Origin of the sequence: Flectobacillus sp. (assembly GCF_049240685.1) — a bacterium.
Classification (GTDB): domain Bacteria; phylum Bacteroidota; class Bacteroidia; order Cytophagales; family Spirosomataceae; genus Flectobacillus.
The window spans coordinates 1-14,574 of the sequence record NZ_JBMLSD010000351.1 but is presented as its reverse complement, the minus strand read 5'-3'; the positions used below and the strand labels follow the sequence as shown (position 1 = coordinate 14,574).

The following is a 14,574-nucleotide window of genomic DNA, read 5'->3' as shown; positions in this document are numbered from 1 at the left end:
CATCATTAGCCACAATCGCATCAGAAATAGCATCTGCGCCAGCCCGAGCCTTGTCACCTCCAGGCCAAGAATGTCCACCATCCTCTGTCAAATAAATTTGTATGGTACTATTGTTACATTTATTCCATTGCGTTAACGTATATTTAGTAAAGTTAGCAATTGTTTTGGAGGTATTTTGGCAAGCGTTTATTCCTATCCAAGTATTGATTCCTGTAGCTACAGGAGGTATCACAAAGCCAAAGGTGCTCCGTCCGCCCGCGTAAGGAACTTTTGTGTCCAGTTTTGAGTGAATATGTACAATCGGAACAGCACGAGACGCATTACAAGTTTGGGTAGTCACCATGGTACCTGCTACGGGAGCAATCGCAGCAATTTTGTTAGACAACTCACAAGCCAATCGGTAGCACATCATAGCACCATTCGACATACCTGTGGCATATACCTTTTTGGGAGAAAGTCGAGGATATTTCTTTAGTAAATCATCGAGTAAATTACTAATAAACTTTACATCATCAATTTGTTTTTCGACTGCATAGTCGCAACATGTTCCAGCATTCCAAGTTCTGGCGCCCAAAATACCATCACTTCGTACACCTTCTGGATACACGATGGCAAACTGAGATTGATTTGCCTTATTGGTTAAATAATAATTGCTCTCCATTTGGCTAGCGCTTCCGCCACCACCATGAAGAGCAATTACTAAGGGGATATCTGAACTTTGGTTGTAATTAGGAGGAAGGTTTAGTAAAAACGTACGCTGAAGGCCATCTACCGTCATAGAACCCTCGAGGCGCAAAGAAGTTACTGTGGGTAAGGTTGCATCATTTTTTTTACAACTAAAAAAAATAATATAAGTCAGCAAAAGTAATACGGTATTTTTCATGAATAAGATAGAGAAAATGAAAGGTTTTTCCTTTGATTGCTATCTATTCTGAAGGTTTAAGTAAGCGTGCAAAGAATAGGGCACTAGGCAAAGAGTTTTAAAATGTTGTCATGCTTTTGTCCAAATCCCACGGCTGTAAGCTAAATAACAGTTTTTTTTTATAAAATGATAAACATGAGTCATCCCAAATTTTAAGATTGGGATTATCCTCCATAATTTTCATAAAAAAGGGGTCGGAATATATTTCCCGACCCCTTTTTTGAGGCTATTATGCTAGATTTACTTGGTTTGAGACGCAAGCATTGCGTCTCTACTGGGAGAATCTAAATTTTAACATAATCACTCATTTGCTCAATCACTCAATCGTTAAATTAGAGATGACTCATGTTTGTTGTGCTTGCCTAATGCTTACGGCTTAAAGCTTAAGGCCTTAAGCAGACATAATTTAAACAACCTTATTCCTCAACACACCAATTCCTTCTATTTCTAGTTCGACAATATCGCCAGGTTCGAGCGGTCGATGTACACTAAACATATTTTCAATCAGACTTCCCCAACCAAGTGTACCTGAGCCTAAAATATCTCCTGGCATCAACGAAACATTATTTTCGGAAGCCCTCTCTATCATTTGCTCAAAATTATAATAGACAGTTTTATAATTTCCATCACAAACAGTCTGACCATTGATTCGTGATGTCATACGCACGTTTAGTCTATCACCAGTAACTTTTGGTACTCGGATAGGGTCGGTAAATACACTTTCATCAAGAGGTATTCGGTATTGTTCCATTTCATCAGCCGTTACAATACAAGGACCAATGGCATTGGCAAAGTCCTTTCCTTTGTGCGGCCCCAGAGGTATTTCCATTTCTACTTTTTGGATGGCACGAGCCGTCCAGTCATTAAAAATGGTATAACCAAAAATATAAGGACGTGCCTCCGATGCTTTAATATTTTTACCTTTTTTCCCGATGATACACGCCATTTCTAGCTCTATATCCAGTTTAGTCTCATGGGGTGGTCGCTGAATGTCATCATCAGGGCCATAAATTGCCTGATGGTTCGTAAAATAAAAAATAGGCATATCATACCAAGCCGTTCCAATTGTATGCCCAAAAGAGCGAGAAGCATTTTGCATGTGCATTTCAAAACCAATATAATCTCGAAAACTTCGGGGGTTGGGTAGAGGAGCCAATAGCTTTACTTCATCTAATTGATAATGAGGGCTTACGTCTCCCAAAGCCTTAATAATTTCGAAATATTGCTCATGATGGTCGATAAATGTAAGCATATCGGTAGGTAGAGCAGGACTTGCCAGCTGCATATCAACAACGGCATTTGCAACGAGCCATCCTATACGGCTTTCGTTTTCTTTATTGAGAAAAGTGATGAGTTTCATAAAAAGGGGATATTGAAATTTTTACGTCGGGCTATGTCACAAGTATGCGTGCACATTTACTTATATTTCTGCAGTTAAGGCCATAGTTGTTTTACCCATCAGCATACCCATATTGGCCCCCTCTGGTAAGCTTTGCCCAGAATATTCGAGTACTTCCCATTGGCCAAGCGTTTCGGAGGCCTCTACTACCATCTGGCAGCGTTGCAGTCGACGGTTCATAAAATTGTCGAAGGCTTCATCTACAGTTGTAGACTTCTGTAATTCTTCTGTTAAAACAACCGCATCTTCGATTGCCAGTGCAGCACCAGAGCCTAATTGTGGAATTGTAGCATGTGCTGCATCGCCAATAACAATAACTCGGTTTTTGTGCCAAGGCTCAGGAAGCTTCAAGGTTTCGAGCGTACGGTAATTTACTAACTTAGCATCGGTAACTTGCTCTACGAGCTCTTGAACAATAGGAACAGGAAAAGCTCTCATGTAAGACTTGAGTTTTTCGACTAATTCAGATTCAGGGATAATCGGATTTTCTCCTTCGGCTGAGTTAACAAAAATATAGCATTTATCAGCGGTCATAGGAATAATGCCTATTTTGCTTTTTTTGCCAAAGTAAATATATCCTGTATCTAAGTCTTTCGGACGAGGAAAAGCATAGCGCCATACCGACAAGCCCACATAGTTGGGTTTGTACTCCCCAAAAACCATTTTGCGAACCTTCGAGTTGATACCATCTGCGGCTACAAGGATATCATAAGACCCCGACGACCCGTCTGTAAAAGTTACCTCAACACCAGTTTCTTGATTAATGATACTTTCGACCGTTAACCCCATGCGATATTTAACACCCACTTTCTGAGCTTCTTCGAATAAAATATCGTGCAAAATTTTTCTAGAAATACCATTATGACTAGGAAATCGCCCAATCGGAGGAGTGCCAGCTTCGCCAATTTGCTGCCCCGTCGGAATACAGAGTTTGACTTTGCCATACGGTGAGCCCCTACGAATAGCCTCATCGGCTACCCCTATGGCATCGAGTGCTCGTAAGGCATTTGCTTGCTGAATAATCCCTACACCATATACATTAAACTCTTGATGAAGCTCAATGATTTCGGGTTCAAATCCTGCTTTTTTTAAGGCAATAGCTACCGACTGACCGCCAATACCACCACCTACGATTAATATTTTATTTACCTGTGTCATTTGATTCAGTATTTTCTAGTAGTCAAGAGTTTAGATACTATGGAAATGTTGGACAAAAGGCGCCGCTTCGAAATATGGCCCAATAAGTGTACGCCATTGAGAAAAAAGGGGTGATTCTCTAAACCCAACAGTATGATCTTCGAGTGTTTGCCATTGAATCAAGAGGATATAGCGATTTTCCATTTCTATACATCGTTGAATTTCTATTTTGACAAATCCAGAAGCCTGAGCAATCACCGCTTTAGCTTGTTCTAAGGCGGTTTCAAATGCTACGTTCTCCCCAACTTTTATGTCTATAGTTGCTAGTTCGAGAATCATTTTTTATAAGATTTTGTGAGCTAGATAAAATGAGTGATTAACTTTGGACAAAGCAATTATTCATTGATAATTGCCACGGCGCGTGTCCAGCCAGCACTAGCCTTTTCGATTTTTGCAGGAAAGCAAACTACCTTGAAACCAAATGGCGGTAGCTGGTCGAGATTAGCTAACTTTTCAATTTGACAGTATTCTTTTTCAATACCTACATAGTGAGCCTGCCAAATAATACCAGGGCGTGGATTTTCTCTAAAATCAGCCGCTTGAATATGCAAAGGGATATCCCAGCCCCAGCCATCTGTTCCCATTACTTTAATCCCTTGATCAATTAACCAATGAGTAGCCTTGGCAGATGCTCCAACATGAATTTTCACAAAATCGTCGTCATGAATACGTTTGTCAGCGTCGCAACGAATCAGAACAATATCAAATGGTTTTAGGGTATAGCCAATTGCCGCCAACTTCTCTTGCAAATCTTCTGGCTCAAACATGTAGCCGTCGGGCTTATCCGTAAAATCAAGCACCACACCGTCATTGAAAAACCACTCAAGAGGCATTTCGTCGATGGTTCTTGCGGGTTTGCCTTCACTCGTTGGGAAATAATGGTAAGGTGCATCTACGTGTGTGCCACAATGGCTCGTAACTGTGAGGAATTCACCCGCAGGACCATTGCCTTCAATAAAGACATCTGTTAGGCCTTCAAAAAGCTTTCCGCCCATCTTTTTGGCTCCTTCTTTGTGGTCTTCATACACAATTTTAGTTGGAAGCGGTTCTTTGATTTTTTCTGAAATAGTTACAGAAAGGTCGATAATTTTCATCTTGTATGCTTATTTTGTTTCGTACCACGTTTTTAATGTATAAAATGCCATCTTCTTGATTCCTTTTTCCGACACGATTCCTTTTCTATTAAAGAAATCTTGTTTGATGGGTAAAAGCCTCAAAGGTGAACGGAAATCCATCAAAACCCAAACAGAAGTACCTTGTAAAAAGCTAATACTATTTAGCATTTTTACTTGATTTTCAAATATTCTATTCTGGTATTCTTCCGTCCATATCTCATCAGGCTTGCCGTGTAAGCCTGCCACAGCCTCAGCACCAAATTCGCTTATTATCAGAGGTTTTTGGTATTTAGATGTCCATTTAATAGACGATGCAAGTTCTGCTGGCAATGTGTACCAACCAATGTATTCATTACAGCCCATCACATCTACAAACTCGCCCAGTGGGTCATCCAAACTAAATTCGCCTTTACCTTCTTTTGGTAATAGAGCCGCAGTTGTAAGGCGAGTAGGGTCAATGCTTTTTGTTTTTTCAAGCAGTTTTTTCAAAAACTGTAATCTTGGCTCAGATTCGTTGGTTTCATTGGCAACTGACCAAAGAATAATTGATGCTCTGTTTTTATCTCGACTGATATTTTCTAGTAATTGATTTTCGGCATTGGCATAAACTTCTGGTTTTTCAAATTTTACATTCCAATAAATGGGTACTTCAGACCACACAAGTAAACCCATTTCATCTGCCATTCGAGTCATTACTTCGTTGTGTGGGTAATGTGCTAGTCTGATATAATTGCTCCCTAGTTCTTTTGCCCAAGTCAATAAAGTACGTGCATCCCCCTCCGAATAGCACCTACCAGTTCTGAAAGGAGCTTCTTCATGAATAGCAGCCCCTTTCAAAAATATGGGTTTCCCGTTTAGGAGTATTTCTGTTCCACGCGTTTCGATAGTACGAAAGCCTATTTTATCTTTGACATTGTCATTGGCAGAAGAGATTGTCACATCGTACAACTTTGGCGTTTGGGGTGTCCAATGTTGTATCTTTTTACTACTAAAATTGATTACGGCATAGCCCGTCGTATCGGTTTGTACACTTTGCTTCAATCCTAATTCGGGTATTTCTACATTGACAGCTTGAGCTTTTTGTGAACCCGACATTTTTACCCAACCCTTTATTTCGGAAAGTTTTCCTTTTTCAAGTTGAATAAAATAGTCGGCAATAAAGGTTTCGGGTTCTTCAACGAGATAAACAGACCTTGTAATGCCGCCGTAGTTCCACCAATCTGCGATTTTGGTTGGAATATTATCTTCGCCACGTGTATTATTGGCGTTTACAAGTAATTTATTTTCTCCACTTTTTAGTTCTTTGGTTATTTCAAACTGGAATGGCGTAAAACCACCTTTATGTTGACCCAATTTAATGCCATTGAGATAAACTGTGGCTTCATAATTTACAGCTCCAAAATAAAGAAAGTACCTTTTGTTGACTTGAGGAATAACGGCAAACTTTTTTCGATACCATAAATTCCCTTCATAGAGAAATAGCTTTTCTTTTTGAGTATTCCAATCACCCGGAACATTTATTTTTTCGGCTACATCCATATCTTGCTCAACCAATTCCGTGTTCCGAGGGTTGTCGCCATTGTAAGTGAATTTGGTGGGTTTTCTATCTTGAATTAATCCAAAACGAGCTAATGAACCTACCCCAACGACATCAACTTGGGAATCCCAAACACCATCTAATATGACAGTTTTTCGAGCAGATACATTTTGAATTAGATTGACTTGAGCTAGTATTTCGGCATTACCGAAAAGAAGCAATCCAAAAATAAATAAGTATGCTTTTTTCATTTCTATGATGTTTGGGTTTCTAAATGTACACGGCAATAAGAGTAAATTTACTTCAACAACCTACCACCATCTACTGTAATAATATTACCTGTCGAAAAGGTGAGTGTGTCTGTCAAAGCATATACCGCATTGGCAACATCATCGCTTGTGGCAAATCGACCAAGAGGTGTATTTATTCTTTGATTTTCTAAAAAAGCCACATCAAAGTTTTTGGTATATTCCCCCTCTACAAACCCAGGTGAAACCGAACAAACGCGAATCTCGGGCGACAGAGCTCTCGCCAAGGAGCGAGTCATAGAATCAAGCGCCGCTTTAGACGCACAATAAGCCACGTTACTCCCAATACCAAATATTCCAGCTATAGAAGAAATATTCACAACCAAGGCAGATTGATGTTTATGTTTAGCTGTTTGAATCAATAAATTTTTCATTTTACGAATCATAGCAAAACTTCCACGCCAATTGGTTTGCATAATTTTATCTATCCATTCATCTGTCAAACCGTCAAGATCTTCATGCGGAACAGGAATTGTAATGCCTGCATTATTTACCAATACATCCAACCTTCCGTAGTGTTCTACAACAAAATTGTGTAAATCAATCAATGCTTGCGAATCGGTTGTTGCAGCCTGAAAAATACGGTGATTACCTTCTCCTAGTATCTCTAATAATTTTTCAGCTTTGGTATGATTGGACTGATAGGTGGCAATTACAGTGTAGCCGTTTTGGGCAAACTTCTGACAAATGGCCGAGCCAATCTCTCCCGAGCCTCCTGTAACAAGCACCGTAGGACAAGAGCCTCTTTTCGTTGATTTAGTTGTTCCCATATCTACGCACTCGCAAATCAGCCTGTTCTTTATGCCCCCAGAAATTTTCGATAGCACAAAGTCTTGAACAATATTCACCAATTAAAGCACTTGCTTCGGGTGTGCGAATTTCTTGGTACGTACAGGTTTTTAGAAATTTACCAACCCATAAGCCTCCTGTGTAGCGAGCCGCTTCTTTGGTTGGCAAGGTGTGGTTTGTACCAATTACTTTATCGCCATACGCTACGTTGGTTTTATCGCCAAGGAATAAGCCGCCGAAATTGGTCATTTTTTCAAGGAAATAACGAGGGTTTTCGGTCATTACTTGTACGTGTTCGCTGGCAAGGCGGTCGGCTTCGGCAACCAATTCGTCAACTGTATCGCAAAGAATTACCTGCCCGTAATCTCTCCACGCTACACTGGCGATGTCTGCTGTAGGCAATACGGCCAATTGTCGTTGAATTTCAGCTTCGATACCTTCTGCAATGCCTTTACTGGTGGTCAACAAAACGGCTGGCGAAGTAGGCCCATGCTCGGCTTGTCCTAGCAAATCGGTGGCACAAGTTTCTACATCGGTCGTATCGTCGGCAATCACCAAGGTTTCGGTTGGCCCAGCAAAAAGGTCGATACCCACTTTACCAAAAAGTTGGCGTTTGGCTTCGGCAACATAGGCATTACCAGGCCCTACCAGCATATCTACACTTTGTACGGTTTCGGTGCCTAGGGCCATCATTCCAATGGCTTGCACACCGCCAATGAGGTATATTTCGTCGGCACCAGCTAGGTGCATGGCTGCTACGGTAGCGGCTGGGATTTCGCCCTTGATGGGTGGCGTACAAGCAATGACACGTTTTACACCCGCTACTTTTGCCGTAAGTACACTCATGTGTGCCGAGGCTACCATCGGATAGCGACCGCCCGGTACATAGCAACCTACCGAATTGACTGGAATGTTTTTATGCCCCAGAAATACGCCTGGCAAGGTTTCTACTTCTATGTCTTTCAGGGCTGCTTTTTGGTGTTCGGCAAAATGGCGAATCTGTGTTTGTGCAAATTTGATGTCGTCGATTACTTGTGCAGGCAATGAAGCTACAATGGCTTCAATTTGTGCTGCGGAAAGACGAAAACTTTCGGGCGACCAGTGGTCTAATTTTGCCGAATAAGCTCTTACGGCTTCATCGCCATGGGTCGAAATGTTTTCCAACATTTCTTCCACCAAAGCTCTTACTTTAGCGTCGGCATCTTTACTTTCTGCGTAGGTAATTCCTTTTTTGACTTGTTGTACCATTGTTTGTAATAACAGTTGGAGTTTGGAGCGTTTGAATATTTCAGGGAAAAATGTTTTCCCTGAAATACTTAATTATCACAAAGGATTTGTATGCTTAGGCCTTGATTTTTTTCTCAATCCAATCATACATATTAAATGATTTTGTAAAATCATCAACAGAGCAGTGCGCCGAACCGCTTTCTTCTTTCGGAACGATTTCCATGACGTGTTCGCAAGTAAGTGCTTCGTTTACTTTATAGGCATTTTCTACGAAATTTTGGCGGTCATCTTCTCCATGAAGAATATAGGTAGGGCATTGAATTTTATCGGCCACACCTTCCAAGGTGAAGTCTTTTAGGCGTTCTCTTGCTTCCGTCATGTTATCGGCACCAACAATATGCATCACAATTTCGGCTAAAGGATGGTTATCTGGGCGGTTTTTCCAGATATCATAATACGACCAAACCGCTCCGAAAATCATACATACTTTGAAACGGGGTTCAAAAGCAGCACAACGGGCTGCCATATAGCCACCCATAGAAACAGCACCGATTCCTACACGAGAAGTATCGACATGCTCGCCCAAGTTTTCGATAATGTAATCTAAAACCGCCGAACCAGCCACATTGTAATCATAACGTGTGTGAATATGATTTAACCTCAATGCCGCTCCTTGACCTGGGCCATCAACGGCCATCATCGCAATACCACGTTCGTTGAGGTGTTGAGCAATGCCAAAATATAATTCTTCCGCCAAGCTATCTAGTCCTCCAAACATGACCATTACGGGTGGGTTTGCTACGCCTGATGGTTTGAAAAGATAGGCTGGTAAAAATGAGCCTTCAAAGGGAATGTCAACGGTTATAGGACGTTCATCAAAAAAGTCTATGGCTTTTATAAACGCCTCACGGCATTTTAGATAATATGGAATTTTACGGTCATCACGCAAGGTCATGAAAAACTCCGCTGTTCTGAGGTAATTAAAAGCCCGTAGATAGGTTCGTCGGGCCGAAATAGGAGCGCCATCTTGGGCATACTTTTCGGCTTTTTCATAGACTTTATCGCCCATTTTGACCCATGCACGATTAAAACTTTCACGGTCTGCGGGGTCGATTTCTCCTGCTACTTCTAAGATTTCGGCAAATTCGCCACCGCCATAATGGGCTTGGGTCAAAGCTCTATTTACTTGATATGAGGGCATATACTGCCCAGGAAAATAATGCCACATACTCAGTTTGGATTGGGGATTTCGGATTTTGGATTTATTCCTTTTATCCTAATCAATAATTCTTCAATTTCTTTTTGACAGAATTAATACTTGAAACTATGATTGATAATAATTCATTGCCTTCTTTCCAAAGTGGGGTGACAAAATCTCTCTTCGAGTCATCAAGGCCGACTGTGAATTCTAGCCAAAACATTGTTTCATCTAATTCTTCTTCTACAATTTCTAATTTATACTTAAAGTCAGCGGTTGACTTGCCTCTGCATGCCGCTCTATAATTTGCCGCTGCCGATGGAGCACATCTGACAATTTGATTTCTTACGGTTCGAAAACCAAGTGCATCTGGTAACTTTTCAGCAAACTTTACAATCTCTATTGCATAAGTTTTAAGTCTATCTTGTAGTTCTTTTTGTGTCATTTTGATTTAGTTTCATTGATTTTTAGAAGTTATTTTTCTACAATCCACAATCCCAAATCAAAAATCCCAAATCACTAAACGTCAGCAGGTTTTACTACGCCATCAGTAAGTCCTAATTTCTTTCCTTTACCCATTTCTGCAAATGGATTGGCCGAACCCCAAGCATCGTTCGGGTTGTCTTTTAAGTAATGTACGTCTAAATGGTCTGGTGCAAAAACTAATCTAGCACAAGCATAGTATTCAAACAATACGCCACTGCCTGGGTCGATGATATAGATAAAGAAGCCTTCGTCGGCTTTGTGGCGAGTAGGTGCACCCATTACTGACTTAAAGCCTTTTTCAATGAAGTAATCAAGGGCTAAAAGCACCTCTTCGCGGCTATCTACATTCCAACAAATATGATTGAGTACGCCTTCGTTTTCGCCAATGTTAGGATCAGTAAAAATGGCGATATCGTGCGATAGATTACCGATAGTCCAAAGGCCTCCAATAGGTGGCATATCGTCGCTGATTCGGATTTCGTCTGGATTTTTTAGTCCAAGGTTAGACCAAAAGGATTTTTCTTCGGCATATTTGCCTTTAGCAACCATATAGGTTACGTGGTCGATGCGTCTTGGATTGGCTCCTTTGAGGCGATTGCTGGCGTAGCGGTCGGCATAGATACTTCCTCTCTCTCCCGTTTCACGCAACCATATTACATCCCAAAATACTTCATGAATATGCCCATCTGGCGATTTGAAACGATAGGCTTTTCCGTGGCCCAAATCGCCTTCTGTCCAGCCCAATCCTGCACCAATGCTTTCGAGATAAGTCGCGGCTTCGTCGAGTGCCTCTGGGCTGTCGGCACGCCAACCAATATGGCCAAGCCCCGATTTTTCGCTTTGGGTAAGTTTTAAGGTATGATGATAGTAATCACCCCAAGCTCTGAGGTAAACCGACGAGCCATCTGCTCCTGTTTCGTCCATACCAACCACATCTCTAAAAAACTCAACGGATTTTGCTAAGTCGGTTGTTAACACCTCTACGTGCGCTAGGTGTGAAAAGTAGTGAGGATTCTTTGCCATATTGAAATTTGTTATAAATCAAGATTATTTATCACAAATTTAATAGCACAATACCTCTTTACATTTAGCAATTAACGGCTAAAAATATGCAATATCAGATATTCTTGAAATTTTGCCCTATAATAACCCTAAGCTTTTGGAGAAGCTACACATTTAAACAATGTCCTTATTAATACTATTTGCTAGAAACTATTTTATATTTTACTAGATAAATACTATTATTTTGATAAAACTCGAAAATCATTCTACTCATACTTTATCCTTCTTCCAAAACCTTTATTTTCCTCTAATTTTATTTATAAGCAATTTCAGACACTTTCGTTATTTATTCTCTCCAAAAGTCAAATTTCTAGCGCTTTCTGAATAAAATATCTGATTTAGCATTGTAATCTTCGTAAAATGCTAATTTTTCTAAGCTTTATTAAAATATATTTGCCAAATGACAAACTGTATGTTGGACTATGCATAAGGACTGTAGGAAGGATTTCAAACTATTGCAGATTGGTAATCGCTGATTTCAGAAATACAATAAAGTACCTTTATTTTTTACAAAACCTAAGTACTCAGCTCATTTCATAGAAAACGCCTTTTTTCTCTAGCTTACGGCTTAATGCCTATTGCCTGAAATACGTACTAACTCATTAAAATAAAAGTAGCTCGAACGTCCGAAAGACAACATTTAATATCCTCAGCAAATGGCTTTTATCATCCTTGGCAAATGACTTGTTAGGTATAAAAATTTTTATTTATGATAATCAAACATCATCTATCCAATCCCTTAAAAGGATGGCAAGTGAATCGGGAGCAAATAGGGTTCATCGGTCAAGACCTTCAACGTCCTGAGTGTATCCTGACCGAACCCAACGGAACCGTTTGGGCAGCAGACGCACGTGGGGGATTAGTAAAAATGCGCCACGATGGCATCCAAGAACTTTTAAATCCTTTTACTGTAGAGAACAACAGTTTAGAGCCAAACGGTGATAAACAAAACGATAAGCGCTATATTCAGGCGGAAGGTTCTTTACCTAATGGGGTTTGTTTCGATAAAAACGGAGATTTTATCATTGCTAATTGGGGAACAAATCATATCGAAAAGTTAAGCCGAACAGGTGCATTAACAACCCTAGTAACGGAGATAGACGGGCAGTCGCTAGGCAAAACTAATTTTCCCCTTCGAGATTCCAAGGGGCGAATATGGTTTACGGTTACTACACGCACCGAGCCTTGGAGTGACCAAATTAATACTCGTGCCAATGATGGTTATATTGCATTGATGGATGAAAATGGCGTCAGAATCGTAGCAGATGGCTTTTGTGGCACCAACGAAATCCGTTTTGATGACCAAGAGGAATGGCTTTACATAGTCGAGAGCACTGCTTGGCGTATTAGCCGTATGCGAGTAAAACCTAATGGTGATTTGTATAATCGGGAAATTTATGGACCCAGTCAATTAGGTGGTTTTCCTGATGGTTTTGCTTTTGATACTTATGGAAATCTTTGGATAACGCTCATTTTTACAGATGAACTCATTGCCATTACTCCCGATGGTGAGGTAATCACCTTGTTGGATGATAGCAATCTACAAACTAAAGCTACTCTATTTGAAGCCTATCAACATCAAGCAGTCACACCCGAAATTCTGATGGCAACGCAAGGAACACTCTGCCCCTGGATGGCAAGTTTAAGCTTTGGTGGCAAAGATCTCAAAACTGTTTATTTGGGTAGTTTACGAGGAACTCGGATTCCTTTTTTTGAAAGCCCTGTAAGTGGTCAGAAAATGATTCACTGGAAATAAGATTTTGGCCACTATGAAAAATCTTTTTGACTTAACAGGAAAAATAGCACTAGTTACTGGTGCCACAAGCGGCATGGGCAAAGCCATTGCCGAAGCGCTAGGTTTGTACGGAGCCACGCTAATGATTACCAGCAATGATGAAATCGCTTGCCAACAAGTAAGAGAAGAGTTTTCTCGAAAAGGTATCACGACTTGGGCAAAAGTCTGCGATGTTAGCGATTCCAATCAAGTAAAGACATTGATACATGAAACCTTACAAATTACCAAAAAAATAGATATTCTTGTCAGTTGTGTCGGCATTGGGTTGGCTGGGTCATTGGGAAACAGCAGCAATCAAGATTTTTTAAAAATGATGCAAGTCAATCTATTACAAGCACTTGAACTCACACAACTCGTTATTCCTTCGATGCGTGACAATGGCGGTGGCTCCATTATCTATCTGTCGAGCATTGCTAGTGTACGAGGCAACAAATCATTAGGTTTGTATGGCATAACCAAAGCAGGATTAGTACAGCTAGCTCGAAACATAGCGGTAGAGTACGGTCCTTCAAACATCCGAGCCAACGCCATTTCTCCAGGTATGATTGACACACCATTTGCCAAAGAACTCCTTTCGAATAAAGAGTTTCTTGAAAAAAGATTAGCCCTAACCCCTTTACGCCGTGTAGGTTTGCCCGAAGAAATCGCTGGAGTTGCTCTTATGCTAGCCTCCCGAGCAGGCGGATTTATTACAGGTCAAAATATTATTGTCGATGGTGGCACAACCATTAGCGATGGAAATTAAACTACGTTGAAAAAATGAAAAGATTCGAAAATAAAATTGCCTTAGTTACAGGAGCGGCCTCTGGTATTGGTCGAGCAACGGCGCTTTCCTTTGCTCGAGAAGGGGCAAAACTTGTTTTGGCAGATATTAACCCTGTGCTTGGTCAACAAGTTTTGGACGAAATCAAAGCCTTGGGCAACGAGGGTATTTTTGTGACTTGCAATATTGGGAAAAGAGAAGAGGTGTTGAACTTAATCAACTTAGCTATTCAAACATTTGGCAGAATCGATGTAGCAGCCAACTGCGCGGGTATTGCAGGAACGGTATCGAAGCCAGTTCATGAATATCCTGAAGAAGACTGGATTAATCAAATACAAATCAACCTTATTGGTACGTGGTATTGTGTCAAATTTCAAATAGAACAAATGCTAACACAAGGAGGTGGCAATATTGTCTGTGTTTCGTCGGCGGCTGGATTGGTTGGGCAGCCCGAAAACTCGCCTTATGCTGCTTCCAAACATGGGGTCAATGGTTTAGTAAAATCTGCGGCTATCGAATATGCTACCCAACATATTCGTATCAACGCCATTTGTCCTACAGCTATCGAAACACCCATGATTATGCAGGGTCGTCGAAAATTAGCTGAAAATCCTGAGGCATTACAACAGGCCATCAATTTTCAAAGAATGAAACGTATGGGGCAACCTCAGGAAGTAGCTGATGTTGTACTTTGGTTATGTAGCTCCGAATCAAGCTTTATTACAGGTCATTGTATGGCTGTAGATGGCGGAGCATTTGCTTAATCAAAAGGTTTT

14 protein-coding genes are annotated in these 14,574 nt (G+C 40.7%); 3 read left to right on the top strand and 11 right to left on the bottom strand.

The annotated features are described in order from the left end of the window. From ACOVQ4_RS15890 to ACOVQ4_RS15840, 11 genes are all read right to left on the bottom strand, one after another. The coding region (locus tag ACOVQ4_RS15890; protein ID WP_421821610.1) for an alpha/beta hydrolase family esterase at nucleotides 1-883 on the bottom strand (883 nt) is incomplete at its 3' end. Nucleotides 884-1,328: 445 nt separating this feature from the next. Continuing rightward, a complete protein-coding gene (locus ACOVQ4_RS15885; RefSeq protein ID WP_421821609.1) occupies nucleotides 1,329-2,282 on the bottom strand; it encodes a fumarylacetoacetate hydrolase family protein in 954 nt (317 codons plus the stop codon). Nucleotides 2,283-2,342: 60 nt separating this feature from the next. Further along, the gene (locus ACOVQ4_RS15880) at nucleotides 2,343-3,479 is read right to left on the bottom strand and encodes an FAD-dependent monooxygenase (RefSeq protein ID WP_421821608.1); all 1,137 of its coding nucleotides are present in this window, start codon (nucleotides 3,477-3,479) and stop codon (nucleotides 2,343-2,345) included. 30 nt (nucleotides 3,480-3,509) lie between these two features. Then, entirely contained in the window at nucleotides 3,510-3,797 is a 288-nt protein-coding gene (locus ACOVQ4_RS15875; protein WP_421821607.1) for an antibiotic biosynthesis monooxygenase family protein, read from the bottom strand. 56 nt (nucleotides 3,798-3,853) lie between these two features. Further along, complete coding sequence (locus tag ACOVQ4_RS15870) at nucleotides 3,854-4,612, bottom strand: cyclase family protein (RefSeq protein WP_421821606.1); 759 nt, start codon at nucleotides 4,610-4,612, stop codon at nucleotides 3,854-3,856. Nucleotides 4,613-4,621: 9 nt separating this feature from the next. Next, nucleotides 4,622-6,421, bottom strand: coding sequence for a glycoside hydrolase family 2 protein (locus tag ACOVQ4_RS15865; protein ID WP_421821605.1), 1,800 nt, complete (start codon nucleotides 6,419-6,421; stop codon nucleotides 4,622-4,624). A 47-nt stretch (nucleotides 6,422-6,468) separates the two neighbouring features. Beyond that, nucleotides 6,469-7,248, bottom strand: coding sequence for an SDR family NAD(P)-dependent oxidoreductase (locus ACOVQ4_RS15860; protein ID WP_421821604.1), 780 nt, complete (start codon nucleotides 7,246-7,248; stop codon nucleotides 6,469-6,471). Continuing rightward, complete coding sequence (gene hisD / locus ACOVQ4_RS15855) at nucleotides 7,235-8,515, bottom strand: histidinol dehydrogenase (protein ID WP_421821603.1); 1,281 nt, start codon at nucleotides 8,513-8,515, stop codon at nucleotides 7,235-7,237. The genes ACOVQ4_RS15860 and hisD overlap by 14 nt, the downstream gene beginning before the upstream one ends. 94 nt (nucleotides 8,516-8,609) lie before the next feature. Then, complete coding sequence (locus ACOVQ4_RS15850; protein ID WP_421821602.1) at nucleotides 8,610-9,722, bottom strand: alpha/beta hydrolase family protein; 1,113 nt, start codon at nucleotides 9,720-9,722, stop codon at nucleotides 8,610-8,612. Nucleotides 9,723-9,774: 52 nt separating this feature from the next. After that, nucleotides 9,775-10,137, bottom strand: coding sequence for a four helix bundle protein (locus tag ACOVQ4_RS15845; RefSeq protein WP_421821601.1), 363 nt, complete (start codon nucleotides 10,135-10,137; stop codon nucleotides 9,775-9,777). A 74-nt stretch (nucleotides 10,138-10,211) separates the two neighbouring features. Next, entirely contained in the window at nucleotides 10,212-11,201 is a 990-nt protein-coding gene (locus ACOVQ4_RS15840) for a VOC family protein (protein WP_421821600.1), read from the bottom strand. Between the two features lie 748 nt (nucleotides 11,202-11,949). On the opposite strand from ACOVQ4_RS15840, the gene ACOVQ4_RS15835 reads away from it, so the two are divergent. Genes ACOVQ4_RS15835 through ACOVQ4_RS15825 form a run of 3 tightly spaced genes read left to right on the top strand, consistent with a single transcriptional unit; the run spans nucleotide 11,950 to nucleotide 14,562 of the window. Further along, the gene (locus tag ACOVQ4_RS15835) at nucleotides 11,950-12,996 is read left to right on the top strand and encodes an SMP-30/gluconolactonase/LRE family protein (RefSeq protein WP_421821599.1); all 1,047 of its coding nucleotides are present in this window, start codon (nucleotides 11,950-11,952) and stop codon (nucleotides 12,994-12,996) included. A gap of 13 nt (nucleotides 12,997-13,009) precedes the next feature. Next, nucleotides 13,010-13,780, top strand: coding sequence for an SDR family NAD(P)-dependent oxidoreductase (locus tag ACOVQ4_RS15830; protein WP_421821598.1), 771 nt, complete (start codon nucleotides 13,010-13,012; stop codon nucleotides 13,778-13,780). 14 nt (nucleotides 13,781-13,794) lie between these two features. Continuing rightward, nucleotides 13,795-14,562 carry an SDR family NAD(P)-dependent oxidoreductase gene (locus ACOVQ4_RS15825; RefSeq protein WP_421821597.1) on the top strand — a complete coding sequence of 256 codons (768 nt, stop codon included), beginning with the start codon at nucleotides 13,795-13,797 and terminating at the stop codon, nucleotides 14,560-14,562. The last annotated feature ends 12 nt before the right edge of the window (nucleotides 14,563-14,574 follow it).